This window comes from Mesoterricola sp. MK458 (assembly GCF_055384935.1).
Genome location: NZ_AP045075.1, coordinates 4,335,182 through 4,358,457, shown reverse-complemented (window position 1 = coordinate 4,358,457; position 23,276 = coordinate 4,335,182). Strand labels below are relative to the sequence as shown.

Annotated in this window: 21 protein-coding genes and 1 pseudogene; 12 read left to right on the top strand and 10 right to left on the bottom strand. The window is 70.9% G+C overall.

Going from position 1 to position 23,276, the window contains the following annotated elements; translation table 11 throughout:
- Nucleotides 1-18 precede the first annotated feature (18 nt).
- The 3 genes from ACZ5LB_RS19085 to ACZ5LB_RS19075 form a co-directional block, all read right to left on the bottom strand.
- Complete coding sequence (locus ACZ5LB_RS19085) at nucleotides 19-618, bottom strand: hypothetical protein (RefSeq protein WP_464603789.1); 600 nt, start codon at nucleotides 616-618, stop codon at nucleotides 19-21.
- 113 nt (nucleotides 619-731) lie between these two features.
- Entirely contained in the window at nucleotides 732-1,139 is a 408-nt protein-coding gene (locus ACZ5LB_RS19080) for a helix-turn-helix domain-containing protein (RefSeq protein WP_464603788.1), read from the bottom strand.
- 14 nt (nucleotides 1,140-1,153) lie between these two features.
- On the bottom strand, nucleotides 1,154-2,533 hold the full coding sequence (locus tag ACZ5LB_RS19075) for a sigma-54-dependent transcriptional regulator (protein WP_464603787.1): 1,380 nt from the start codon (nucleotides 2,531-2,533) through the stop codon (nucleotides 1,154-1,156).
- 63 nt (nucleotides 2,534-2,596) lie between these two features.
- Here ACZ5LB_RS19075 and ACZ5LB_RS19070 point away from each other — a divergent pair, with 63 nt between their 5' ends.
- The 3 genes from ACZ5LB_RS19070 to ACZ5LB_RS19060 all read left to right on the top strand — a co-directional run bounded on the left by ACZ5LB_RS19070 (nucleotide 2,597) and on the right by ACZ5LB_RS19060 (nucleotide 5,991).
- Nucleotides 2,597-3,370, top strand: coding sequence for a TatD family hydrolase (locus tag ACZ5LB_RS19070; protein WP_464603786.1), 774 nt, complete (start codon nucleotides 2,597-2,599; stop codon nucleotides 3,368-3,370).
- Nucleotides 3,346-4,002, top strand: coding sequence for a hypothetical protein (locus ACZ5LB_RS19065; protein WP_464603785.1), 657 nt, complete (start codon nucleotides 3,346-3,348; stop codon nucleotides 4,000-4,002). Before ACZ5LB_RS19070 ends, ACZ5LB_RS19065 begins: the two co-directional genes overlap by 25 nt.
- Before the next feature lie 87 nt (nucleotides 4,003-4,089).
- Nucleotides 4,090-5,991: a DUF6600 domain-containing protein gene (locus ACZ5LB_RS19060; protein ID WP_464603784.1), complete on the top strand. Its 1,902-nt coding sequence runs from the start codon at nucleotides 4,090-4,092 to the stop codon at nucleotides 5,989-5,991.
- Between the two features lie 84 nt (nucleotides 5,992-6,075).
- Here ACZ5LB_RS19060 and ACZ5LB_RS19055 read toward each other — a convergent pair whose 3' ends face one another.
- Nucleotides 6,076-6,456 carry a hypothetical protein gene (locus tag ACZ5LB_RS19055; RefSeq protein ID WP_464603783.1) on the bottom strand — a complete coding sequence of 127 codons (381 nt, stop codon included), beginning with the start codon at nucleotides 6,454-6,456 and terminating at the stop codon, nucleotides 6,076-6,078.
- Nucleotides 6,457-6,488: 32 nt separating this feature from the next.
- On the bottom strand, nucleotides 6,489-7,571 hold the full coding sequence (locus tag ACZ5LB_RS19050) for an OmpA family protein (RefSeq protein WP_464603782.1): 1,083 nt from the start codon (nucleotides 7,569-7,571) through the stop codon (nucleotides 6,489-6,491).
- Nucleotides 7,572-7,677: 106 nt separating this feature from the next.
- On the opposite strand from ACZ5LB_RS19050, the gene ACZ5LB_RS19045 reads away from it, so the two are divergent.
- Nucleotides 7,678-8,382 carry a response regulator transcription factor gene (locus ACZ5LB_RS19045; protein WP_464603781.1) on the top strand — a complete coding sequence of 235 codons (705 nt, stop codon included), beginning with the start codon at nucleotides 7,678-7,680 and terminating at the stop codon, nucleotides 8,380-8,382.
- Here ACZ5LB_RS19045 and ACZ5LB_RS19040 read toward each other — a convergent pair.
- The gene (locus tag ACZ5LB_RS19040; RefSeq protein ID WP_464603780.1) at nucleotides 8,376-9,047 is read right to left on the bottom strand and encodes an OmpA family protein; all 672 of its coding nucleotides are present in this window, start codon (nucleotides 9,045-9,047) and stop codon (nucleotides 8,376-8,378) included. The two genes, ACZ5LB_RS19045 and ACZ5LB_RS19040, sit on opposite strands and share 7 nt — an antisense overlap.
- Entirely contained in the window at nucleotides 9,044-10,447 is a 1,404-nt protein-coding gene (locus ACZ5LB_RS19035) for a serine/threonine-protein kinase (RefSeq protein WP_464603779.1), read from the bottom strand. Before ACZ5LB_RS19035 ends, ACZ5LB_RS19040 begins: the two co-directional genes overlap by 4 nt.
- An 80-nt stretch (nucleotides 10,448-10,527) precedes the next feature.
- On the opposite strand from ACZ5LB_RS19035, the gene ACZ5LB_RS19030 reads away from it, so the two are divergent.
- Together ACZ5LB_RS19030 and ACZ5LB_RS19025 are read left to right on the top strand one after the other, a co-directional pair.
- Complete coding sequence (locus ACZ5LB_RS19030) at nucleotides 10,528-12,777, top strand: hybrid sensor histidine kinase/response regulator (RefSeq protein WP_464603778.1); 2,250 nt, start codon at nucleotides 10,528-10,530, stop codon at nucleotides 12,775-12,777.
- Nucleotides 12,774-13,118: a DMT family protein gene (locus tag ACZ5LB_RS19025; RefSeq protein ID WP_464603777.1), complete on the top strand. Its 345-nt coding sequence runs from the start codon at nucleotides 12,774-12,776 to the stop codon at nucleotides 13,116-13,118. Before ACZ5LB_RS19030 ends, ACZ5LB_RS19025 begins: the two co-directional genes overlap by 4 nt.
- On the opposite strand, the gene ACZ5LB_RS19020 is transcribed toward ACZ5LB_RS19025, so the two are convergent.
- Nucleotides 13,102-13,581 (bottom strand): carbohydrate-binding protein, encoded by a 480-nt coding sequence (locus ACZ5LB_RS19020; RefSeq protein WP_464603776.1) that lies wholly within the window; start codon nucleotides 13,579-13,581, stop codon nucleotides 13,102-13,104. The two genes, ACZ5LB_RS19025 and ACZ5LB_RS19020, sit on opposite strands and share 17 nt — an antisense overlap.
- A 223-nt stretch (nucleotides 13,582-13,804) precedes the next feature.
- On the opposite strand from ACZ5LB_RS19020, the gene ACZ5LB_RS19015 reads away from it, so the two are divergent.
- From ACZ5LB_RS19015 to ACZ5LB_RS19005, 3 genes and pseudogenes are all read left to right on the top strand, one after another.
- Nucleotides 13,805-14,098: a hypothetical protein gene (locus ACZ5LB_RS19015; RefSeq protein WP_464603775.1), complete on the top strand. Its 294-nt coding sequence runs from the start codon at nucleotides 13,805-13,807 to the stop codon at nucleotides 14,096-14,098.
- Nucleotides 14,070-14,393, top strand: a pseudogene (locus ACZ5LB_RS19010) (carboxypeptidase-like regulatory domain-containing protein); the annotation flags it as partial. The gene ACZ5LB_RS19015 and the pseudogene ACZ5LB_RS19010, both read left to right, overlap by 29 nt.
- A 360-nt stretch (nucleotides 14,394-14,753) precedes the next feature.
- Nucleotides 14,754-15,950, top strand: a complete 1,197-nt coding sequence (locus tag ACZ5LB_RS19005) for an erythromycin esterase family protein (protein ID WP_464606338.1) — start codon at nucleotides 14,754-14,756, stop codon at nucleotides 15,948-15,950.
- On the opposite strand, the gene ACZ5LB_RS19000 is transcribed toward ACZ5LB_RS19005, so the two are convergent.
- Complete coding sequence (locus tag ACZ5LB_RS19000) at nucleotides 15,941-17,698, bottom strand: acyl-CoA dehydrogenase family protein (RefSeq protein ID WP_464603774.1); 1,758 nt, start codon at nucleotides 17,696-17,698, stop codon at nucleotides 15,941-15,943. The genes ACZ5LB_RS19005 and ACZ5LB_RS19000 overlap by 10 nt on opposite strands.
- 97 nt (nucleotides 17,699-17,795) lie before the next feature.
- On the opposite strand from ACZ5LB_RS19000, the gene ACZ5LB_RS18995 reads away from it, so the two are divergent.
- The 3 genes from ACZ5LB_RS18995 (at nucleotide 17,796) to ACZ5LB_RS18985 (ending at nucleotide 19,488) form a co-directional block, all read left to right on the top strand.
- Entirely contained in the window at nucleotides 17,796-18,503 is a 708-nt protein-coding gene (locus tag ACZ5LB_RS18995; RefSeq protein WP_464603773.1) for a class I SAM-dependent methyltransferase, read from the top strand.
- A 76-nt stretch (nucleotides 18,504-18,579) separates the two neighbouring features.
- Nucleotides 18,580-18,780, top strand: coding sequence for a hypothetical protein (locus tag ACZ5LB_RS18990; protein WP_464603772.1), 201 nt, complete (start codon nucleotides 18,580-18,582; stop codon nucleotides 18,778-18,780).
- A gap of 66 nt (nucleotides 18,781-18,846) precedes the next feature.
- Entirely contained in the window at nucleotides 18,847-19,488 is a 642-nt protein-coding gene (locus tag ACZ5LB_RS18985; protein WP_464603771.1) for a MarC family protein, read from the top strand.
- Between the two features lie 611 nt (nucleotides 19,489-20,099).
- Here the strand turns inward: ACZ5LB_RS18985 and ACZ5LB_RS18980 are convergent.
- A complete protein-coding gene (locus ACZ5LB_RS18980) occupies nucleotides 20,100-23,213 on the bottom strand; it encodes a PAS domain S-box protein (RefSeq protein ID WP_464603770.1) in 3,114 nt (1,037 codons plus the stop codon).
- Nucleotides 23,214-23,276: the final 63 nt, after the last annotated feature.

The following is a 23,276-nucleotide window of genomic DNA, read 5'->3' as shown; positions in this document are numbered from 1 at the left end:
GTCGGCTCCAGGTTCAGGTCAGAAGGTCCAGGCCAGGCCCAGGTGGGTCACGTTCACGCGCTCCCCCTCCCACCCGTAGGGGCAGGAAAGGAGCCGCGCCGTGGCCCGGAGATGGTCCGTGAAGCGGAAGTCGGCCACCAGGGCCGCCCCCAGCTTCGTCCAGGCGGGCCTGCTGACCTCCACGACGGTGCCGGCGCCCGGAAGGTCCAGGGTGCTGGTGGCGTCCACCGTCCACCGCACGGCGGCGAGACCGCCCCCGGCGCTGAGGCGGCGCAGGCCGAAGGGCTGGTCGAAGAGGTACTCGGCGCCCAGGGACCACCCCTGGACCCGGGTGTCCAGCCTGCGGGTCCAGGCCACGCCGGCGGTGGATCCGGTCCCGGTGCGGTGGGCGGCGGGGAGGAAGAGGCCGTCAAGACGCACCCGCAACCGGTCCTCGCCGCGCACGGGGCGCTCGGCGAAGGCGCCCAGGCCCAGGCCGGGGCCCCCGCCGGTGGTGTCCTTGAGGTCGCCGGAGGACGCGCCGAGGCTCGCCTGGGCGCTCCATCGCCATTCCCCGGCCCGGGCCGGCATGCAGGCAAACAAATACACAACTGCCATCAAGCAGGTCGCTCGACTCATGGTCCGTTATCCCCCCCGAGGGACGCGGGGCCCCTTTCCAGATCTTCGGAGAATCCGGCGCCCGAGTTAAGGATATCTATTTAGTGTCATTTACTTAGTCTTGTTTAGTCTTGCTATTTCAATAGTTGAATATCGTGGCCCCCGTCCCGGCCCGACAACTGCGCCAGCAGGCGCTTGAGGGCCGCCCGGACCTTGGCCAGTTCCGGAGCCCTCGGCGCCGTCTGCACGTGGGGCCTGCGGGGCGGCCGGTCCGCCGGCACATGCGGCGCGGGCTCAGGGTCCAGGCCCAGGTCCAGGCCCCGGGCCAGGTGCCCGGTGAGCAGCAGCTCCCGGCAGTCGCTGACGGTGAGGCCCTCCTGCAGCCACCCGTGGATGCGCTGGAGACGGTCAAGTTCGTCCACGTGGTAGTAGCGGAGGTTGCCGCGGCTGCGCCGGGGCTGGATCTCCGGGATGATCGTCTCCCAGTACCGGAGGTCCTTGGGGCTCACTCCGATGCGCCGGGCGGCTTCGCCGATCTTCATCCACACCCGTTCCATCAGGAGTCTCTCGCCTCGATGCCCAGGGCCTTCAGGCGCTTGTACAGGTTGGAGCGGTCCAGGCCGAGCCGTTCGGCCACGCGCGTCATGTTGCCGTTCTGGAGCTTGAGCTCCCGCTGGATGTAGGCGCCCTCGAACCAGTCGCGGGCGTCCTTGAGGCTCGGGAACTCGGGGAAGGAGAAGGGGTCGGGCTCGGCCAGGTGGCGCACCGCCAGGGCGCCCAGGTCGCGGGTGGTGATCTCGGCGCCCCGGCTGAGGATCACGGCGCGTTCCATGAGGTTCTTCAGTTCGCGCACGTTGCCGGGCCAGTCGTGGCGCAGGAGCGTTTCCCGGGCGTCGGCCGCGAGGCGCCGGGGGGGGCGCCCGTACTTGCGGGCGATGCGCTGGATGAAGGCCTCGGCCAGTTGGATGAGCTCCTCGGCGCGCTCCCGCAGGGGCGGGACCCGCAGCGGGACCACGGCGAGGCGGAAGTAGAGGTCCTCGCGGAAGCGCCCGGCCTTGATCTCCTCGGTGAGGTCCTTGTTGGTGGCGGCGATGATGCGCACGTCCACGCTCACGGCCCCGCCGCCGCCCACGGGCTCGATGCGCCCCTCCTGCAGGGCGCGGAGCACCTTGGCCTGGGTCTTGAGGGACATGTCGCCCACCTCGTCCAGGAAGAGGGTGCCCAGGTGGGCCTCCTTGAACTTGCCCTTCTGGTCCCGCACGGCGCCGGTGAAGGCGCCCTTCACGTGGCCGAAGAGCTCGGACTCGATCAGCTCCTCGGGGATGGCCGCGCAGTTCACCTCCACGAAGGGGGCGTTGGCCCGGGGGCTGCGGTCGTGCAGGAGCCGGGCCACCTCTTCCTTGCCGCTGCCGTTCTCGCCCATGAGCAGCACCCGCCCCTCGGTGGGGGCCACCAGCTCCACGTCCGACAGGAGCCGGCGCATGGCGGGACTTTCGGCCATGAAGAACCGGTCCTGGTCCACCTCCTGGTGGAGCCGCAGGTTCTCGGCCTCCAGGCTGCGCTGCTTGAGGGCGTTGGCCACCACCAGGAGGAGGCGGTCCAGGTCGATGGGCTTTTCAAGGAAGTCGAAGGCGCCCAGTTTCGTGGCCTGCATGGCGGTGTCGATGTTGCCGTGGCCCGAGATCATGATCACCGGCAGGTCGGCCCGCATGGCCTTGGCCTGCTTGAGGGTCTCCAGCCCGTCCATGCCGGGAAGCCACACGTCGAGCAGCATCAGGTGGATGCCTTCCCCGTCGTCCTGGGCCAGCAGGTCCAGGGCCTGTTCCCCGCGCTCGGCCTTGAGGACCCCGAACCCTTCCTCGGCCAGGGATTCCCCCAGTGAACGGCGAATTCCGGGCTCGTCGTCCACGATGAGGAGGGTGGTGAGGGGGCGCATGAATAGAGCGTATCCGGTCTTTCCCCCCCAGGGCATGGCAACATGGAGTCCGGAGACGTCATTATGCTGGTGGATTCCCACTGCCACCTCACGGGCAGCTACCTGGGAGAGGATCAACTGGAGGCCGTGCTGGACCGGGCGCGGGGCGCCGGCGTCTCGGGCCTGGTGGCCGTGGGATGCAACCTGGACGACTCCAGGCTGGTGCTGGCCCTGGCGCGCCGGGCCCCCCAGGTGCGTGCCTCCCTGGGCGTCCACCCCCACGACGCCCGCACCTGGGACGCCCGGTCCGGGGAGGCCCTGGAGGGCCTCCTGGCCGCGCCCGAGGTCCTGTTCGTGGGGGAGACGGGCCTGGACTGGCACTACGACCTGAGCCCCAGGGACACCCAGGAGGCCGTCTTCCGGGCCCAGATCCGCCTCGCCGCCAAGGTGGGCAAGCCCCTCATGATCCACACCCGCGAGGCGCCCGCGGCCACCCTGGCCATCCTGCGCGAGGAGGGGGCCACCCGCGGGATCATCCACTGCTTCAGCGAGGACCTGGCCTTCGCCCGGGACGCCCTGGACCTGGGCTTCCACCTGAGCTTCTCGGGCATCGTCACCTTCCGGAACGCCCAGGCCATCCGCGAGGTGGCGGGCTGGGCGCCCCTGGATCGCATCCTGGTGGAGACCGACGCCCCCTACCTGGCGCCGGTCCCCCACCGGGGCAAGCCCAACGAACCGGCCCACGTCACCTTTGTGGCCGCCCAGGTGGCGGCCCTGCGGGGCCTGACGCCGGAGCGTCTGGCGGAAATCACCACCGGCAACCTGGAGGCCCTGTGCGGCTGGTCACCCTCTTCCTGAGCGGCCTTCTCCTGGGCGCCCAGGCCCCCGGCAAGCTCCCCTGGGACGCCGCGGCGGCCGTCCCCTGGAAGGCCGGGGACCCCGGGCCCCTGCCCGCCCCGCCCCGGGTGGAGCCCATTCCCGCCGGGGCGCCCATCCGGGCCCGCATCACGCCCGACGGCACCGTCCGGGTCATCGACGGACGGGGCATGATCCTCCTGCGGACCGGGCTGCCGGGACGCCCGCTCCAGGTGTGGCGGGACGGGGGCGTGCCGGTCACATCCTTCGACCTGGTGCGGTTTTCCGGGCGTTCCCTGCTCACCCAGGGCATCGGGGCCCTGCCCGTCAAGGACCTGGACTTCCGCCCCGCCCTGGAGGGCCTGCTGTGGATCCTCACGGACGACGAACGGGTGATCACCCTCATCCACCCCGCCACCGCCAACATCAGCTACCTGCCCCTGCCGGGCGGCCGCAGCTTCCGGCTGGTCTTCCATCCCGACCGGCTGGAGGTGCGCGAGGACCTGGGGCCCGGCGCCTCGGAGTGCTGGTCGGTGCCCTGGATGGCCCTGCTCCCCCAGCTTCTCCAACTGGGCCGGGAGAACCCCGCCAGCCGCCCCTCCGGCACCGCCTTACAACCCTTTCCCCGTAGCTGATTTTTCCTAGTTAAACCTTAATCGGACTCCGGGGTCAACCTTGGCAGAGAAATCGCATCCAACCCGGCACCACCCTGGAGGCGCACCATGATCCGCAACCGTTTCGCCGCCGCACTCGTCCCGGCGCTGCTCCTTTCCGGCGTGGCGCTCCTGCCCAGAACGGCCCCCCAGGACCCCAACGACCTGGTGGACGAATTGGACCAGCAGGACTACGAAGTGGGCGAAAGCCCCGAGCGCTACGCCCAGGTCAAGGTCGTGGAGGGCGACGTCACCATCCGCAAGGGCGAGGAGGACGAGCCCCTCACCCGGGGCGTGCCCGTGGCCGAAGGGGATGTGGTGGAAAGCCGCGGGCGTGGCGTCCTGCAACTGGGCGACGGCAGCGCCGTCGCCTTCGGCGCCGGGACCCGGTTCCGGGTGGCGGCCCTGTTCTCCAACCAGGACGCGGAACGCCGGGTGCTCCTGGTGCTGGAGCGGGGCGAACTGCGGGTGTGCCGCGGCGCCCAGAGCGAGGCCGTCATCCGCGTGGACACCCCCTCGGGCAGCGGCTCCCTGGGAACCCGGGGCGCCACCCGCCCCGAGGCCACCTTCCTGGTGTCCAAGGACCCCCGGGGCGACAAGGTGGCCTTCCTGGTCCACGGGGGCCAGGCCACCTGGACCAACGCCGAGGGCCAGGCCCAGATCTACGCGGGCCAGCGCCTGACGGTCTACGGCGACAACGATGTGCTGGACCGGGTGTCGGACTTCAACGCCTACGCGCTCGGGGAGTTCGACCAGTGGGCCGAGGCCCTGGTGCGGCCGCGCCCCAGCGAGAGCGCCTCCCGCGTGCCGCCGGAGATCCGCTACTACGCCGGGGACCTGGACGGCAACGGGAAGTGGGTCTACGTGGATGAAACGGAATCCTGGTGCTGGACCCCCACCGTCGTGGACGCGGACTGGAGCCCCTACACCAACGGCTACTGGGGCGCCTACGGCGGAGGCATGACCTGGGTGAGCAGCGAACCCTGGGGCTACGTGACCTGCCACCACGGCCGCTGGGGCTGGCGCGTGGGCCTGGGGTGGTACTGGATCCCCGGCGTCTACTACAGCCCGGCCTGGGTGGCCTGGCACAGCACCGGCAGCTGGTTCGGGTGGGCCCCCCTGGGCTTCCACAACCGCCCGGCGCGGTGGCGGGACCGCCAGCACTGCTGGAACGTGGTGGACGTCCACCACGTGGGTGACCGCCACCTCCGGCCCTGGTTCCACCGCGACCCGGCGGTGGTGAGCGTGTTCAACCGCCCCCCCGAACGGGGCGCCCGCCCCTGGTTCCAGGGCCGGATCATCGTGAACCGCCAGGAGCTCAGGGACCCCGTGCGGTTCCGGCGCGTGGCGGACCAGCCCGCCGTGGCCCGGGATCGGGTGGCGGTGTACACCCGGGAAACCGGCCGCCCCATCATCAGGCCCCAGGAGCCCGGCGTCCGGGGCGGCTTCAACCGCCTGGAACGCGCCCGTCCCGAGACCCCCAGGCCCGTGGTCCGTCCCGGCAACGGCGACCGGGCCCGGCCCGAACGCGAGGACCGGCCCAGGATCGAGATCAACCGGCGGGAACCCATCCGGGAGCAGCCCCGCCAGGAGGCCCCGCGCCCCGAGGTGAACCGGCGCGAACCCGTGCGGGAGCAGCCCCGCCAGGACGCCCCCCGCCCCGAGGTGAACCGGCGCGAACCCGTCCGGGAGCAGCCTCGCCAGGAGGCCCCGCGCCCCGACGTCCTTCGGCGTGAACCTGTGCGGGAGCCGCCCCGCCAGGAGGTCCCGCGCCCCGAGGTCATCCGGCGTGAACCCGTGCGGGAGCAACCCCGCCAGGAGGTTCCGCGCCCCGAACGCCGCGAGCCCGCGCGGATGGAGGCGCCCAGGCCCGAGTCCCGGCCGGCGCCCGCCCCCAGGCAGGAACCCCGGCCCGCGCCCGCCCCCGCCCCCAGGGCCGAACCCAAGCCCGCGCCGGAAAGGAAACAGTAACCGCCTACGTGCAATGGCCGGGGGAAGGAAGCCTTCCCCCGGCCATCTTCTTGCAGCAACCGGGACGGGAGGTCCCGGCGGATCCTACTTCGTGACCTTGTCGGCGGTCTCCTTGGCCTTGGCGGCGCCCTTGCGGGTGCCGGTGTGGCCCTTGGCCGTCGCGTCCTTGGCCTTGGCGTCGCCCTTGGCGGTGGCGGCCTTGGCGTAGTCGCCGGCCACGGGGACGGCTTCGGCCTTTTTGTCCGCCTTGGCCTTGGCGGCATCGACCTTGGCTTCGGCCTTGGCCTTGGAGGCGTCGACCTTGGCTTCGGCCTTGGCCTTGCCTTCATCGGCCTTCTTGTCGGCCTTGGTCTTGGTCTCCTCCACCTTCTGGTTGGCCTTGGCCTTGGCGGCGGCCTTCATCTCGTCCAGGGACTGGGCGGAAAGGGTGAGTGCGGCGGCGGCGAGCAGGATCGTCAGGCGCATGGTTCCTCCTTGGGTTCGGGGCATGGTAGGCCCTATTGGCCCGAAACGGAAGTCTCGACCTTGCGGGTCTCCACGTTGGCTCCATCGGCCTTCACGTCGATCTCCACCCGGCGGTTCCGCGCCTGGCCTTCCTTGGTCTTGTTGTCGGCGATGGGCTGGTCGGGACCCACGCCCTCGGTGCGGATGGAGGCGGCGGGAATGCCCGCCTCGGTGAGGACCTTGGCGACGGCGTCGGCCCGGCGCAGGCTCAGGGCCTTGTTGAAGGCAAGCTTGCCCACGGAGCTGGTGTGGCCGCTGACCACGAGGGTGTACTTGCCCTTGTAGGCCTTGAGGCTCTGGGCGACCTTGCCCACGGCCTGGACGCCTTCGGCGGGCAGGTCGGCCTTGCCGTTGGCGAAGTGCAGGACGGCCTCGTCCAGGACGATCTTCGCCGGCGGGGGCGGCGGCGGGGGAGGCGCCACGGGCGCGGGGGCCGGGGGCGGGGCGACGACGGGCGCCGGGGGCGGCGGCGGGGGCGGCTCGACCTTGGGGGCGGGCGCGGGCTCAGGGGCCGGGGCGGGGGCGGGAGCGGGGGCGGCGACCGGCTTGGAGCCCTGGCCCCAGCGGAAGCCCAGGGTCACGAGGCCGAGCACCTCGGTGTAGGACTTCTGGGTCTCGATGCGGATGCCCCGGGCCTCCAGGCCCAGCAGGAAGTTCTCGCCCAGGTGGCCCTGGACGCCCGCGCCGGCGTGGTAGCTGAACCGGGTGGTGTAGCCGTTGCTGAAGGAGAAGGGCGTGTCGACGGTGGTGGAGCCGGCGCCGGCCCGCAGGTAGGGCACCCACGCGGAACCGGGATTGAGGTTGAACAGGCCCGAGAGGTGGGCGTGGTACTCGTCGGCGCTGAGGCCGCCGGTCTTGGTCTTCAGGGTCGTGCCCAGCACGGAGAGCTCGCCGCCCCACCGGGAGGAGAACCACTGGCCGAAGGAGAGGCCGAAGGCCGGGTTGTCCTTGGCGCCGCGTTCACTGTTGGCCTGCCAGTCGTAGCCGCCCTGCAGTCCAAGCCACTTCTGCCCCTCCTGGGCGGAAAGGGGCCCGGCGACAAGGGCGAGGGCGGTTGCAAGGGTTAGGATTTTCATCGATCACCTCCAGGCAGTGTGTTCATCTTCAACATTCTCCCAGCTTGATGACGGATTTTTCCTCACATTTTCATACATTTCCCGTTCTGGTAGTCTGGTCGGGTCCATGAACCCAGCGCCCCCCGAGCCCCCCGCACCCGCCGCCGGAGCCAGGGTCCTGGTGTGCGAGGACGCCCGGCCCATGCGGGACTTCCTGGTGGCCGGCCTGGAACCCTTCGGGATCCTGGCCGCCGGCGTGGGCGACGGCGCCGCCCTGGATGCCGCCCTGGAGGCGCACGATCCCCAGATCCTCATCCTGGACGTGGGCCTGCCGGGGGAGGACGGCTTCTCCATCGCCCGGCGCATGCGGCGGGAACGGCCCCGGCTCGGCATCATCATGCTAACCGCCCGCCACGGCCTGGAGGACCGCATCCGGGGCCTGGACGGCGGCGCGGATCTCTACTTCGCCAAGCCCGTGGACCTGCGGGAACTGGCGTCGGCCATCGCCAGCCTCCTGCGGCGCCTGGGCGCGGGCCGCACCTGGCGCCTGGAGCCCCATGCCGCGCGGCTTCACACCCCCGCGGGCGGGGCGGTGGACCTCACGGACCTGGAACTGCGGTTCCTGACGCCCCTGCTGGACCGCCCCGGCGAGGTGGTGGAGCGGGAGCACCTCTTCCAGGCCCTTGACCAGCCCGACGACATCTACGCCGCCAGGCGCATGGAGACCATGGTCAGCCGCCTGCGCACCAAGGTGCTGCGCCTGTGCCCAGGGGAGCCCCTTCCCGTGAAGGCGCGCCACGGGCGGGGCTACGCCTTCCTGGTGGACTACTGAGGCAGCACCAGCTCGGTGCGGCGGTTGCGGGCCCGGCCCGGATCGGTCTGGTTGGAGGCCACGGGGAAGGCGCTGCCGAAGCCCTGGGCCTTCATGTGCTCCTTGGCCACGCCCCGCGCCTCCAGGTACTGGGCCACTGAGCGGGCCCGGTCCAGGGAGAGGGCGAGGTTGAACTCCGGGGTGCCCAGGGTGTCGGTGTGCCCGCAGATGAGCACGTCCACCCCCTCGAAGTGCGCCTTGAGAAAGGAGGCCTGCCGTTCCAGGAGGGGGAGGAATTCGGGCCTCAGGTCGGCCTTGTTGAGGTCGAAGGTGACCCCGGCCCCGTAATCGAAGACGAGGATGCGCGCCAGCCCCAGGGACTTGGCCATGGCCGAGTTGCCCGTGCCGAAGACGAACACCACCTCGGCCCGGTCCAGGGCCAGGAAGCGGATGCGGGTCTCCACCACCGGTTCGCTCCCGGAGGTGGCGGTGAGGTCCAGCAGGGCGTCCAGCGACTCCACGGTGAGCGTCCGGGGCGTGGTGCCCATGGGCTTGCCCGCGAGGAACAGCGGCACCCCGCCAGGGTAGGAATCCACCTGCACCTGGATGGCGCTTTCGGGCACCGTGCGGGGCTTGCCGCAGGCCACGGCGAGCAGGATCAGGGCCGCTGCGCAGAGGGTTCTCATCGTGCCTCCTGGAAATCGACGGAGACGGCCACGGCCGCCTCCACGGGCCGGCCCTGGTCGTCCAGGGCGGGGCTGAACCGGTACCGCATGGCCACCGCCCGCGCGGCCTCGGCGCACGCGGGCTTCACCGCCGACAGGATCCTGCAGCTCCTGACTCGGCCGTCCTCCCCCACCACCAGCGACGCGCCCACGCTCAGGCCCGCGCATTCCCCCACGGGGGCGGGCGCGAGGCCGTTGTCCAGGAGCCTGGGGTAGGTCACCGGCCGACGCACGGGGGCTTCGGCCACCGGGGGCCGGGGCTGGGTCTTGGGGGCGGGCGGAAGCTGGGTGGATGGAGCCTGGGCGGCCGGCGCCGGCGGGGGCGCTTCCACCCGCGGGGCCGGCCCGGGCCGGCGCAACGCGAAAAACATCACGGCGGCACCCAGGGGGGCCAGGCCCAGGATCCACCAGGGGCGGCCCTTGCGCCGGGGCAGGTCGGCGGTGGGCGCCACGGCCTCCAGGGTCCGGCGCCGCAGGGGGAACTCCCCCGCCACCTCCAGGGGGCGGTTCCAGGCCATGCCGGCCTCGGCGCAGGCCGCCAGGAGGGCCTCCCGCATCGCCGCGGCATCCTCCCACCGCCTGTCCCGCTCCCGGGCCAGGCTGCACATGATCACCGCGCCCAGGGCGGGGTGGAGGCCCGGGCAGAGCTCCTCCAGGGGCGGGGCCTCCTCCTTCAGCCGGAGCAGGAGGGTCTGCAGCACCTGGTCGGAAGGGAAGGGAAGCCGGCCCGACAGGGCCCGGTAGAGGGTGACGCCCAGGGAATACAGGTCGGCCCTGGCATCCACCTCCTCGCCCAGGGCCTGCTCGGGGGCCACGTAGGCGGGCGTGCCCAGCATGTGGCCCGTGCGGGTCTCCATGGGGTTCTCCACCGCCTTGGCGATGCCGAAATCCGCGAGGAAGGGCGTTCCGGCGGCGTCGAAGAGGATGTTGGCGGGCTTGATGTCGCGGTGGATCACGCCGTGGGCGTGGCTGAAGGCCAGGGCCTCCAGCACGGGCACGGCGAGCTGGGCGGCCATGGGCCCATCCAGGGTGCGCCCCCCGTCCAGGATGGCGGCGAGGGAAGGCCCGTCCACCAGCTGCATGGAGTACCAGGGCACGCCGCCGTCCTGCCCGTAGGCGTGGATGCCGACGATGTGGGGATGCTGCAGGGAGGCCGCGATGCGGGCCTCCACCGTGAAGCGCTCCTGGGCGTCGGGGCCGGTGAAGGGATTCGTGAGGATCTTCAGGGCCTCCAGGCGGCCCAGGGCGAGGTTCTCCACCTCGTAGACCGTTCCGGCGCCGCCTTCGCCCAGCAGCGTGCGGAACGCGTAGCGGTCCGCGAGGCGCTCCATGACCAGGGCGGTCCTGCTGTCGATGGCCACGCGATCCTCTCCCTCCTGCCGGGTGCTCGTATCATATTCGCATGAACCGGTTCACCCTCCACGCGCCCGGACACCTCCCGATGGTTCTGGGCAGGGACCGCCCGGAACTGGTGCTGGGCAGGGCGCCCGGGGTGGACGTCCAGCTGGAGGACGCCGCCATCAGCCGGCGCCACGCGCGGTTGGCGTGGCGGGAGGACGGGGTCTGGCTGGAGGACCTGGGGTCCCGCCACGGCAGCTTCCGCAACGGCGCGCGGGTCAAGGCCCCGGTGCGCGTGGTGCCCGGGGACCGCATCACCCTGGGTCCCGTGGAGCTCACCCTGGAGCCCGCGCCCCCGTCGGCCCTGGAGGAGACCTCCCTGGCCCTGGAGGACGTGCGGCTCTGGGCCGGCACCCAGGAGGGGCCCCTGGACTGGCGCGAGGCCCTGGAGCTCCTCCACGAGCTGAGCCTGGCCATGCTCAAGGACGTGGAGGCCGCGAGCCTCCTGGGGGACCTGCTGGACCGCCTCTTCCGGTTCCTGGGCGCCTCCCGGGGCGCGGTGCTCCTCAAGGACGCCGGCGGCGCCCTGGTGCCCCTGGCGGTGCGGGCCCAGGACCCGGACAGCCCCCTGGGGCTGACCCACGCCACCCTGGAGGCCACCATCTCCCGGCGCGCCGCCCGGCTCTTCCGGGAGCCGGCCGCCCCGGACGGGCTCCTCGCCGAGTCCCGCACCGCGTCGGCCATGGCGGTGCCCCTGGAATTCGGCGGCCAGACCCTGGGCCTGTTCTATTTCGACTCCACCCGGGGGCGCGGTCCCTTCACGGAGCTGGACCTGCGGTTCGTGGCCTCCCTGAGCAACCTGGCCGCGGCCAAGCTCCTGCAGCAGACCCTGGCCGCCGAGCTGCGCGACCGGGAGGAACGGGAGCGGGAACTGCGGGAGCGGGAGGCCCAGGCCCAGGCCCGGAGCGAATTCCTGGCCCGCGTGAGCCACGAGATCCGCACCCCCATGAACGCGGTGCTGGGCTTCACCCGCCTGGCCCTGGCCGAGGCCCTGCCGCCCCGGGCCGAGGACTGCCTGCGCAAGATCGACCTCTCGGGCCGGTCCCTCATGGCCGTGGTGGACGAGGTCCTGGACTTCTCGAAGATGGAAGCGGGGAAGGCGGCCCTGGAGGCCCTGCCCTTCCGCGTCCAGGAGGTGCTGTCGGGCATCCGCGACCTCTTCTCCCAGGCCGCCCGGGAAAAGGGCCTCGCCCTGGAGGTGGCGTCCGTGGACATGGCCCCGGTGGTGGGGGACGCCCACCGCCTGACCCGGGTCCTGGCCAACCTGGTGGGCAACGCCATCAAGTTCACGGCCGCGGGCCGCGTGGAGGTGCGGGTGGAGCCCGGCCCCGGGACCCTGCTTTTCGAAGTGGCCGACACGGGCATAGGCATCGCGCCGGATCAGGTCGAGCGGATCTTCTCCCCCTACGCCCAGGCCGACGAGAGCATCGCCCGGCGCTACGGGGGCACCGGCCTGGGCCTTTCCATCGCGAGCCGCCTGGTGGAGCTCATGGGCGGGACCCTGGCCGTGGCGTCGCGCCCCGGCGAAGGCAGCACCTTCTCCTTCTCCCTGCCCCTTGCGCCGGCGGAGGCCGCGGACCTGGGCGGCCGGCGGGTGCTGCTGGTGGAGGACAACGCCCTGAACCGCGAACTGGCCGAAGCCCTCCTGCGGGAGGCCGGCGCCGGGGTGGAAACCGCCGGCTCCGGGGAGGAGGCCCTCGCGCGGGCCCGGGAGGCGCCGTACGACGCCGTGCTCCTGGACCTCCACCTGCCGGGCATGGACGGCTTCGAGACCGCGCGGCGCCTGGGCGCCCTGGGCCTGGGGCTGCCCATCCTGGCCATGACCGCCGAGGCCGGCGCGGGCCAGCGGTGCCTGGAGGCGGGCATGGCCGCATGCCTCCCCAAGCCCGTCGAGGCCCGGCTCCTCATGGGGACCCTGGCCCGGCACCTCCGCCCGGACCCCCTGGAGGCCCTGGCCGGCGTCCTGGACCTGCCCCTGGCCCTGGCCCGCGCCGGCGGCAGGCGGGATCTCCTGGCGAAGCTCCTGAAGGGCTTCCTGGACGCGCCCACCCTGCCCGCCCACATCCGGGAGGCCGCGGACCGGGGGGACCTGGCCGCCGCCCGCCGCCTGGCCCACGACCTCCGGGGGCTCGCGGGCAACCTCGGCCTGGATGCCGCGGGGGAGGCCGCCGGGGATCTGGAGGCCCGGCTGGCCGGGGATGGGCGAGAATGGGAGGAGGCCTGCGCCCGCCTCCAGGACGCCTTGGCCCCGTTCCTGGACCGGGGCCCCCGGGCCTTCCAAGGAGAACCATGACCATCCGTACCTGGCTTCCCATCACCCTGCTGGTGGTGTCCAACATCTTCATGACCTTCGCCTGGTACGGCCACCTCAAGTCCCAGCGGGGCGGGCCGGTCCTGGTGGCCATCCTCACCAGCTGGGGCATCGCCTTCTTCGAATACTCGCTCATGGTCCCCGCCAACCGCCTGGGCTACGGGCGCTACACCCTGCCCCAGCTGAAGGTCATCCAGGAGGTGGTCACCCTGTGCGTGTTTGGCGTCTTCGCGGTGCTGTACATGCGCGAGCGCCTCACCGTCAACCACGCCTGGGCCGCGCTGTGCCTGGTGGGGGCGGTGTTCTTCACTTTCCGGAAGTAGGCCTTTCGGTGGCGCAGGCCACGGGCTCGCTCCAGGCGCTGCTGCCGCCGTCGTTCACCGCGCGCACCCGGTAGGCGTGGGTGGTGCCCGGCGCCAGGCCCCGGTGCATGTAAGGGCTCACCACCCCGCGCACCACCGTCCCGTCCACCAGGAGGTCGTAGCTGGTGGCGCCCTGCACCTGGCTCCAGCTGACCACGATGCGCGCGGGCCCGTCGGCCACGGCCGCCAGGCCCTGGGGCACCGCCGGGGCGGCCGCCTCCTGGCCGGAGAAGACCCGCCAGAGGGTGGGCGCCGCTGGGGGCTCCTGCCCCGCCCGGGAGGTGTGCGCCTGGAGGCAGACGTAGTCCACCCCCAGGTAGCTGACCAGGTTCCGGGCCTGGTAGGCGACGCCCGGGGCCCACGGCGGATGGACGCTCTGGGCGGGAGCGACGAGAACTGCCAGCAGGAGGGTGTGGGCGAGCATGATGACCTCCGGAGCCGGAACCACTATGCGCCTCCGGCCGGGTGGAGCGCAATGCCGGAAAGGACCCCGGCCTGCCGCGGAGGCGCCTGCACGCGCCCCCTTCGCGGGCCGAGGCACCTCGAACGGGAATCGGACACACCTGAGGTGGGTCCGGCGGACCCGGGCCCGCATTTTCGGACCGTCCGGTTCCGTTGGCACCGGCTCCCAGCATGAGGAGGCACCCATGAAAAACTTGCCTGATTCCATTCAAAGACTGGAGGACCCGTCGCTCTCGACCATCCATGGCGGCATGTTCAGGGCCGCCCGTTTCACCTTCAAGGGGATGCCGCTCAACTCGGGTCCGGATCCCCATGACGTCTACCTGGCGGCTCAGCAGGCTGAGGCGAGGGAACGTTTCCAGGCGCTTACGCGTGCCAACCCCGGGATCCTCGCGCCCCCCGACCCGAACTGGAGCGTGGAGGTCCTGAAACACCGCATGGCGACGGGCTATGGCCAGCCGCAGCTGCGACGCCCTTGAACGGGCCGGAAAGGTCCCCGCCGCCGCCCGGGCGGGATTGCGCCTGATATCCCTTGGCGCCCTGGCTCTGGTCCTCCACTGCGGTCCCGCCAAGGGAACCCTGGAAGGCCGGGTCCAGGGACCCGATGGCCAAGGGATGCGCGATGTGGATGTGGCGGTATTCCCCGCGGACCTGCGTGGCCCGATTGAAACCGAGAACGTTTCCTGGGTCCGCACGGACCGCAAGGGCCGGTTCCGGGTACGGCGCCCTGCCGGGGCTTACGCTGTTTCCGCCAGCCATAGGGTCTTCACCGGGGCCAATGCCAGCCGGATCACGCTTACCCCTGGGGAAACCCGCATCCTGCCCTTCCCGCTCCGCCTGGGACCGGGTGCGAGCGTCCTGCGGGGACGTGTGCGCGACGCGAAGGGCCGCCCTGGGGCTGAGGCGTTGATCGCCCTTGTTCCATCGGATGGGAAGGTGGCGTTGCGGTTCGATCAGGTGCGGTGGGTGCGCACCCGGGCCGGATCGTTCCAGGTGGGTCTCGAAGTGGGACGCTACGGGGCTTCAGCCGTCGGAAAGGGAGGCCGGGCTCCGGAAGGGTGGATCGAGGTCGGCCGATCCTCCCTTGAATGGAATCCGGAACTGCTTCCGGAACCAAGCGGAGCCCCGCCGGTCGTGAGGACCTGGATCGCCGCGGAGGCCATCCCCCTGGCGGATCCGGAGCAGTCCGAAGTCCTCGATCCCGCCCTGCTGTCCCTGGCCCGGTGCGGTCTGGTCTTCGGCATGGGCGAGGCCACGCACGGCACCCGCGAATTCTCCCTTCTGGTCCACCGCACCGTGATGGCGCTGGCCCGCGAGGGCTCGATCCGCGCCCTGGGCCTGGAGATGGGCCTAGTCGAGGCGTTCCGGGTGGACGCCTATGTCCAGGGCGACGGCCCCGACCCTCTTCCCTCCCTTCCGCCCCCCTTCCAGGTGCTCGAAATGCGGGACCTGCTGGCTGCGCTGCGGACCCACAACCTTAAGCAGGACAGACGTTCGAGGATCAGGGTCCATGGGTTCGACATGATGGACCCGGAGCCCCCCTACACCCATGCCCTGGGTTTCTTCCGGAAGACGGATCCCGAAGCCGCAAGGGTGATGGAGCGCCACCTGAAGGGGCTCGCTGGCGCGCGCGCGTTCACCAAGGAGATCCAGCCCACGGACCGGGTCGCCTGGAGGAGGGCCCTGGATGGGCTCCTGGCGCGGATGGACGCCCGGAAGGCGGTCTACGTCAGGGCCGCGGGCGAAACCGCCTTTGGCCGCCAGCGCCAGGCGCTCGTGGTCCTCGGACAATTCATTCCCGTGGCGGGTGATATCCCCAGGGGGCTCGAGGCGCGGGAAAAGGCCATGGCGGAAAACGTGTCCTGGATCCTGCGCCAGGGGGGCATGGGCGCGCGCGTCGTGCTGTGGTCCCACAACGGCCACATCGCCAGGTCGGCCCACGGCCCCTGCGGGTTCCCGACCCTCGGCTGGAGGCTGGGCCGGGACCTGGGCCCTGGCTACGTGGCGCTGGGAACCGCCTTCAGCCGGGGCGGTTTCCTCGCCTTCGCACTCCCGACGGCCAAGTTGATCCCCCGCGCCGTGGAGCCCATGGCGCGCGGGACGCTGGATGCCGCCCTGGCCTCGGCCGGGGAGCCCCGCTTCCTCCTGGATCTCCGGAAGGTTCCGAAAACGGGACCGGTCCGGCGCTGGCTGGGCGAACCCCAGGGAACCTGGTTCATCAATCTGGAATACGACCCGGCCCACCCCGGGGAATCCATTTCGACGGATCCCGTGGTGGGCCGGTACGACGCCCTCGCGTTTTTCGCGGAGACGACGGCCTGTCAGTACTGAACGATCGGGTACGAGCCCTTCTCGATGAGCTGGGCGGCGATGGCGCCGCGGAGCTTCGAGCTGGAGGCGGGCACGAAGCCGGCGAAGGTCTCCAGGTCGCCCAGGGCCTTGTCCAGGCTTTCCCCTTCGAGCACCTCGGCCAGGAGCATGCGCGCGTTGACCTGCACCTTGTGCCAGTTCTCGTTCACGTAGAGGTCGGCGAACTGCCTGGCCAAGCCGGCCCAGCGGTGGCCGGCCTCCGTCATCTTCGCGGCGCGCACCACGGCGCTCTCCATGGCGTAGATCTCGGTGAGCATGTCGGCGACGCGGGCGGAGGCCTCCTGGTTCTCGATGAGCTTCTGGCCGCAGGCCTCCAGGGCCGCGGCGGAGGCGTAGACGCACAGGCGCTTGGCCAGTTCCACCGCGTGCATGGAGCGGCCCATGGGGCCCTCGGGGGCCACGGGGACGCCGGCCAGGGAACGGTCCAGGGGCAGGCTGCCGTTGCTGGCGCGCTTGAACAGGGCGCCGGCGATGATGAGGCGGTTGATCTCGTTGGTGCCTTCGAAGATGCGGTTGATGCGGTTGTCGCGGTAGATCTTCTCGGGGGGGTATTCGCTGGAGAAGCCGTAGCCGCCGAAGGCCTGCACCGCGTCGTCCGCGGACAGGAAGAGGGCTTCGGAGCCCCACACCTTGGCGATGGAGGCCTCCATGGCGTACTCGTCCATGATGTCGAGCTTGGCCTTTGCGGCGCCCTCCTGGTCCCAGCTGATGGCGTGCATGCGCTCGTCCACGTAGCCGATGGTCCGGAAGTTCATGGCCTCGCCCACGAAGATGCGGGTGCCGATGTCGGCCAGCTTGGCCTGGATGAGGCCGAAGGCGTGCAGGGGCTTGCCGAACTGCTGGCGCTCGCCGGTGTACTTGATGGTGTATTCCAGCACCACCTTCGCGGTGCCGGTGCAGCCCGCGCCCAGCTTGAAGCGGCCGATGTTCAGGATGCCGAAGGCGATGCGGTGCCCGCGTCCCACCTCGCCCAGGAGGCGGTCCTTGGGGATGCGGCAGTTCTCCATGATGAGGGCGCGGGTGGAGGAGCCCTTGATGCCCAGCTTGTGCTCCTCGAGGCCGGTGGAGAACCCGGGGTCCTCCTTCTCGACGATGAAGGCGCTGAACTTGCGGCCGTCGACCTTGGCGAAGACCACGAAGACGTCGGCGAAGCCGGCGTTGGTGATCCACATCTTGCCGCCGTTGAGCACCCAGTGGTCGCCGTCCAGGACGGCGGTGGTCTTGGCGTTCATGGCGTCCGAACCCGAGCCCGCCTCGGTGAGGGCGTAGGCGGCCAGCTTCTCGCCGGAGGCCAGGAGCGGGAGGTACTTGGCCTTCTGCTCGGGCGAACCGAAGTAGACGATGGGCAGGGTGCCGATGCCGGTGTGGGCGCCGTAGCTCACGGAGAAGGAGGCCTGCTTGCCCACCTCCTCCAGGAGCACCAGGCCGGTCTTCTTGTCGAGATCCATGCCTTCGTAGGCCTCGGGGATCTCCAGGCTGAGCAGGCCCAGTTCGCCGGCCTTGCGCAGCAGGTCCCGGCTCAGGTCCAGGTCGACCTGGTCGAGGGCCGCGTCCTGGGGCAGCACCTCCCCCTCCATGAAGTCCCGGGCGGCTTCCCCGATGGCCTTGGTCTCGTCGCTCAGCTCCTCGGGGGTGAACTGGGGCTGGGAACCGATGGCCGAAAGGAGGAAACTGCCTCCGAAGAGCTTCTCGCTGGTACTGACTTCCATGAATCCTCCAAGGGGGGGATGGGCATAACCCGGACTTGTTAAGTTCACAGTTTAACCGGATGGGCTGACACAAGGGTCCCGGACCGTGGATCATGTGATGGAGGAGACACGCATGCCAGAGGGAAGTAAAGTCCAGGCCATGTTCTCCGGCATAGCCGGTAAATATGACCTGCTCAATCATGTACTATCCCTGGGCACGGATTTCTACTGGTGGTGGCGCATGGCGAGGGCCTCTGGGGCCGCTCCGGGCCGGCGCTACCTGGATGTGGCCGCGGGCACGGGGGACTCCTCCCTGGCCCTGGCCCGGCGCGGCGCCGAGGTGATCTCCACGGATTTCACCCAGGAGATGCTGCGCCTGGGCCCGGGCAAGTTCCGCCGGAAGGGACGGGAGCGCCTGATCTGGGCCTCCGTGGGCGCCGACGCCCAGCACCTGCCCTTCGGGGCGGAGACCTTCGACGGCGTCACCATCTGCTACGGCATCCGCAACGTGGAGAACCGCGGGCTGGCCTACGGGGAGTTCCGCCGGGTGCTGCGGCCCGGGGGAAGGCTCACCATCCTGGAATTCAGCCGGCCCCGCTTCGCGTGGCTGCGGACCTTCTACGACCTGTACAGCCTGCGGATCCTCCCCAGGGTGGGCGGCTGGATCAGCGGCGACCCCGGGGCCTACACCTACCTGCCCGAGAGCATCCGGTCCTTCCCCGACCAGCCCAGCCTGGCCCGGGAGCTCATGGAGGCCGGATTCCGGGAGGTGGCGTGGACCGACCTCACGGGCGGCATCGTGGCCCTGCACACGGGCGTGAAATAAGCGCGGGACAGGGGTGCTACACTGGGATCCGGGCTCCGGCCCCCCCAACCCGATCCTTCAAAAGCGAGGTTCCGCCGTGTCCAAACCCGATCCTTCCATCACCGCCGACCTCCTGAGCAAGCTCCCCGCCAAGAAGGCCGAGACCCACGTCGAATCCCACGTGCCGGCCCTGAAGAAGGCCACCGGCATGGGGCCCAAGGGCACCAAGCCCAACGCCCGTTCCGCCGAGAAGGGCACCGTCCAGGGCCACACCCGTTCCTCCAACCGCGGCAAGTAACGCCCGCCTGAACCTTCCCGGGCCCCCCCGGCCGCGCCGGCGGGGGTTCCGCGCACCGGACGTACCATGCCAGGCACGCTGTACCTCACCTTCTTCACCTTCCTCGCCCTGTTCCCCATCCTGAACCCGCCGGCCATGGCGCCGGTGTTCCTGCAGCTCACCGCCGAGGTGCAGGACGGGGAGCGGAACCGGCTGGCCCGGCTCATCGGGACCTACACCTTCGTCTTCCTCACCTGCCTGCTCTTCATCGGAGGCTGGGCCCTCAAGCTCCTGGGCATCTCCATCCCCGTCATCAGCGTGGCCGGGGGCCTGCTGCTCTTCCACTCCGCCTGGCACATGCTCAACCGGGACCCCCGGATGAGCGAATCGGAAAAGGCCGAGATCCAGGTCAGCATGAAGGACAAGGCGTTCTTCCCCCTGACCCTGCCCGTCACGGCCGGCCCCGGCGCCATCGCGGTGACCCTCAGCCTCGTGCCCGCGGGCAACGTCCTGGAGCCGCCGGTGCTGCTGCGCTACGCCGCCGTGGCCGGGGGCATCGCCCTGGCGGCGCTGGCCGTCTTCGTCTTCTACCGGTTCTCCGGCGCGGTGATCCGGAAGATGGGAACCACCGGGGCGGCCACGGTGAGCCAGATCTCGGCTTTCGTGCTGCTGGCCATCGGGGTGCAGATCGTATGGAACGGCCTGCGGGAGCTGATCCGCACGGTCTAGGCGTGGTCTATCGGATGGGCGGGACAGTCCTTTCTCGGGTTGAGGTCTCGGCATTTCCGGGTGAAGAGCTCGTACGCCGAGCACGCCGAGGCGCGGAGTTACGCCGAGGTGGCTTCGCGACCCGAAACCCCGACCCACTCCGCCCATGCCCTGCCCGCTGTCGCGGGCCGCGCAACTCCGTTGCGCGAGGCAGGGTGCGCTGGCCCTGCCACAGGCAAGCCTGTGGGTGACCAGCGCACCCTGCCTTGGACGGGCCTGGGCTGGACGATCCGGGTGTCCTGACCAGTGTGTCAGGGGCTCTCAGCGGCGAGCGGTCGCTTTGAAGATGATCGACGCATTCACCCTGGGGCATCGGTGCCCGCTGGGAAGGTTCCCGGGACCGGCGTCTGGCCGAAATGCCAAGCCCGGGCCCGTCCAAGGCAGGGAGCGCCGGTCACGGCGCGGCCCGCGAAAGCGGGCAGGGCCTGGGCGGAATGGGTCGGCGCCTCAGGTTGCGAAGCCACCTCTGCGCAACTCCGCGCCTCAGCGTGCTCGGCGTACGGGTCCTTCTCCTGAAACAACCACAGCATCCCGTTTTAGCGACACGGTTCCACTATTCCCATCCACCAACATTAGTCAAGCGCCGCCCTCACCCGCTCGGCCAGGACTTCCAGGGTGAAGGGCTTGCCCATGACCTGCAGGTCGCCCTCCGCCAGGCCGTGGTGCTCCATGACGTCGGCGGTGTAGCCGGACATGAGCAGGCACTTCAGGCCGGGGCGCAGTTCGCGGGCGCGCTCCGCCAGTTCACGGCCGTTCATCTGGGGCATGATCACGTCGGTGAGCAGGAGGCCGATGTCCTGGTCCGGCTGGGCCAGGAGGGCCATGGCCTCGCTGGGCGAACCCGCGGCCAGGGTCCGGTAGCCCAGGCTCCGCAGGAGCATGATGGTCACGTCCAAGTGCATGGGCTCGTCCTCCACCACCAGGACGCACTCGCGGCCACCCTGGGACGAGCGCGCGGGCCCCGTGGCCGGGGCCTTTTCCCCGGTGCCCTCGTGGCGCGGCAGGTGCACCCGGAAGGTGCTCCCTTGGCCCGGAGCGCTGTGCACCTCGATGAAGCCGTCGTTCTGCTTCACGATTCCGTAGACCGTCGCCAGGCCCAGGCCCGTGCCCTTGCCGATGGACTTGGTGGTGAAGAAGGGCTCGAAAATGTGCGCGAGCACCTCGGCGTCCATGCCGCACCCGGTGTCGCTCACCTCCAGGACCACGTAGGCGCCGGGGCGCGCGTTGTGGCCGGGCAGGGGCTCCCCCTCGCGCAGCACGCGGTTCTCGGTGCGGATGGACATGCGCCCCACGCCCGAGATGGCGTCCCGGGCGTTCACCGCCAGGTTCGCGAGGATCTGGTCCACCTGGGTGGGATCCATCCGGATCTCCCACAGGCCCTCGCGCTGGGCGTAGTCCAGGGTGATGTTCTCGCCGATCAGGCGCGAGAGCATCTGGAGCATGCCGGGGATGGCCTCGTTGAGGTCGATGACCGAGGGGGACACGGCCTGCTTGCGGGCGAAGGCCAGGAGCTGGCGGGTGAGGTCCGCCGACCTCATGGCGGCCTTCTTGATCTCCTCGAAACGCTCCTGGGCCTTGCCGGAAGGCGTGTGCAGGAGGCCCACCTCGGCGTTGGCCACGATCACGCCGAGCATGTTGTTGAAGTCGTGGGCCACGCCCCCCGCGAGCCGCCCGATGGATTCCATCTTCTGGGCATGCTGCATCTCGGCCTGGAGCGCCTGGCGTTCCCGCTCCGCCTTGACCCGTTCCGTGATGTCGGAGAGCGTGAGGAGGAACTCCTCGCCGATGGCGGTGCCCGAAAGGATCACCGTGCGCTCCTCCCCGCCCAGGCAGGCCAGGGTGGTCTCCACGGGCGGCAGGTTCCCGCCCTCCTTTGTCCTGGCCGTCCACCAGGCCCGGGCCTCCTCGCGGCGCAGGGGGTCGGGGTAGGCGCGCTCCAGCCACACGGAAAGGGATTCCATCCCGTCCAGGGCGTACCCGAAGGTCCGGGTGAACTGCCCGTTGAGGGCCACCATGCGCCCGCCCTCCCCCAGGATGCACATGGGCACGGGCGCGGCCTCGAAGAGCTGGCGGAACCGGAGCCAACTCTCCTGGAGGTCCTGCTCGGCCTGCTTGCGCTCCGTGATGTCCTTGGCGATGCCGTAGTGGCCCATGATGCCGCCCTGCGCGTCCCGCAGGGGGCCCTTGGTGACGAGGAAGGTGCGCCGCCCCCCGGGGGTGTCCAGCACCTCCTCCAGGGTGCGGGCGCTGCCCCGCTGCAGGATCGCCGAATCCTCATCCGCCGCCCCGGGCCGGGGAGGCTCCTTCCCCAGGACGTCCGCGGCCTTCATGCCGAAGGCGCGCTCGGCCTCGGGGTTGAAGAGCAGGTAGCGCCCCACCCGGTCCTTGGCGTAGATGACGTCGCTGGAGGCGGTGGCGATGCCGTCCAGGAGCCGCAGGGCCCGGAGACGCTCGGCCTGGAGGTTGCGGTCCCGCTCGGCCTGGGCGAGGATCCGGTGCTGGCGGAACATGCGGTCCGTCAGCACCGCCAGGAACAGGGCCAGGAGCCCCGCGAGGCCGATGACCGCCACCTGGTGCCTCGCCGCGGCATAGAGCTCGGATGCGTCGATCTTGGCCACGAGGAACCATTCGGTGCCCTTCACGGGCTGGATCACGCCCGCGATCCGCCCCCCGTTGTAGTCCTTCCCCTTGACGAAGGCGCCCATGGGCGCGCTGCCCCGGAGCACCTGGGCGGTGAGCAGTTCGCTGCCCGCCACCGGCCGGGTCATCTGGATCTGGCGGTCGGGGTTCTGCATGGAGCCGCTGAGGTACTGCACCTGGTCGCCCAGGCGCCGGAACAGCACCACCTCGCCCGTGGAGGTGGGAACGGGCCAGGACTGGAGCCTGGGGAAGAGGTGGGCGGCGGGGTCGATGGTGAGGACCAGGATGGGCCCGGGCCGGTCCCCGGCCGGGGCCATGGGCGCCAGGAAGTCCAGGTGCAGGGCCCCCGCCGTGTCCCGGTAGGGACCCACGACGCGGCCGGTCCGGTCCGCGAGGGTGGCCTTCACGGCCTCCAGGAGGTCCGGAGACGGGACCCGCCCTTCCGGGAAGGCATGGGTGAGGAGCCGGTCGTCGATGACCATGAGGCCCTGGAAGTCCTTGAGGTCCCGGTAGGCCTGCAGGTTCCCGAAGAGGCGCTCCCGTTCCCCGGGATCCCCGCTCTTCCGCCAGGCGAAGTAGGCCCGGGACCAGAACCGCGAGGAGGAGGCGAAGGCGACGTCCCCGCGCCGCTCGTGGACCCACTCCGCCACCTGGCGCGCCTTGTTGTCGGCGATGGCCTGGAGCCGCACGGCCTCGGTGACCTCCAGGTGCCGGTACACCTGGTGGATGCCGCCCCACACCAGGCCCACGATCACCAGGCCCAGGAGCACCACCGGCGGCACGAAGCGCCGGGCCCGGGCCCGCCGCTCCCCGGCGAGGGTGGGGAGCAGGCGCCGCTTCATCTCCTGGTAGAGCAGGAGGGAGGTCACCCCCACGAAGAACCAGCCCTTCACGGTGCTCAGGGTGGCGATCTGGTCGGCCCCGCGGGCCACCAGGAGCACCACCCGGTCCGAAAGCAGGATCCACAGGGCCGAGAAGCCGGCATACAGAAGCACCACCCGGAGAATGGCGTTGGAACCTCGGGAAGGGCTGGATTCAGGATTCATATGTTGGGGGTTTCCGGCCTAGAGGATATCCAATCGCAGCAGGAATCCCACCGATATTCCTAT

Bases quoted from the DNA above. Each gene is read 5' to 3' on its own strand.
- ACZ5LB_RS19020 (WP_464603776.1), bottom strand. From the start codon at position 13,581: ATGCTCGCCCACACCCTCCTGCTGGCAGTTCTCGTCGCTCCCGCCCAG.
- ACZ5LB_RS18980 (WP_464603770.1), bottom strand. From the start codon at position 23,213: ATGAATCCTGAATCCAGCCCTTCCCGAGGTTCCAACGCCATTCTCCGG.
- ACZ5LB_RS19015 (WP_464603775.1), top strand. From the start codon at position 13,805: ATGAAAAACTTGCCTGATTCCATTCAAAGACTGGAGGACCCGTCGCTC.
- ACZ5LB_RS19055 (WP_464603783.1), bottom strand. From the start codon at position 6,456: ATGCGCCTGACGATCCTGCTCGCCGCCGCCGCACTCACCCTTTCCGCC.
- ACZ5LB_RS18995 (WP_464603773.1), top strand. From the start codon at position 17,796: ATGGAGGAGACACGCATGCCAGAGGGAAGTAAAGTCCAGGCCATGTTC.
- ACZ5LB_RS18985 (WP_464603771.1), top strand. From the start codon at position 18,847: ATGCCAGGCACGCTGTACCTCACCTTCTTCACCTTCCTCGCCCTGTTC.
- ACZ5LB_RS19080 (WP_464603788.1), bottom strand. From the start codon at position 1,139: ATGAAGATCGGCGAAGCCGCCCGGCGCATCGGAGTGAGCCCCAAGGAC.
- ACZ5LB_RS19085 (WP_464603789.1), bottom strand. From the start codon at position 618: ATGAGTCGAGCGACCTGCTTGATGGCAGTTGTGTATTTGTTTGCCTGC.
- ACZ5LB_RS19050 (WP_464603782.1), bottom strand. From the start codon at position 7,571: ATGAAAATCCTAACCCTTGCAACCGCCCTCGCCCTTGTCGCCGGGCCC.
- ACZ5LB_RS19030 (WP_464603778.1), top strand. From the start codon at position 10,528: ATGGTTCTGGGCAGGGACCGCCCGGAACTGGTGCTGGGCAGGGCGCCC.
- ACZ5LB_RS19060 (WP_464603784.1), top strand. From the start codon at position 4,090: ATGATCCGCAACCGTTTCGCCGCCGCACTCGTCCCGGCGCTGCTCCTT.
- ACZ5LB_RS19045 (WP_464603781.1), top strand. From the start codon at position 7,678: ATGAACCCAGCGCCCCCCGAGCCCCCCGCACCCGCCGCCGGAGCCAGG.
- ACZ5LB_RS19075 (WP_464603787.1), bottom strand. From the start codon at position 2,533: ATGCGCCCCCTCACCACCCTCCTCATCGTGGACGACGAGCCCGGAATT.
- ACZ5LB_RS19070 (WP_464603786.1), top strand. From the start codon at position 2,597: ATGCTGGTGGATTCCCACTGCCACCTCACGGGCAGCTACCTGGGAGAG.
- ACZ5LB_RS19025 (WP_464603777.1), top strand. From the start codon at position 12,774: ATGACCATCCGTACCTGGCTTCCCATCACCCTGCTGGTGGTGTCCAAC.
- ACZ5LB_RS19000 (WP_464603774.1), bottom strand. From the start codon at position 17,698: ATGGAAGTCAGTACCAGCGAGAAGCTCTTCGGAGGCAGTTTCCTCCTT.
- ACZ5LB_RS19040 (WP_464603780.1), bottom strand. From the start codon at position 9,047: ATGAGAACCCTCTGCGCAGCGGCCCTGATCCTGCTCGCCGTGGCCTGC.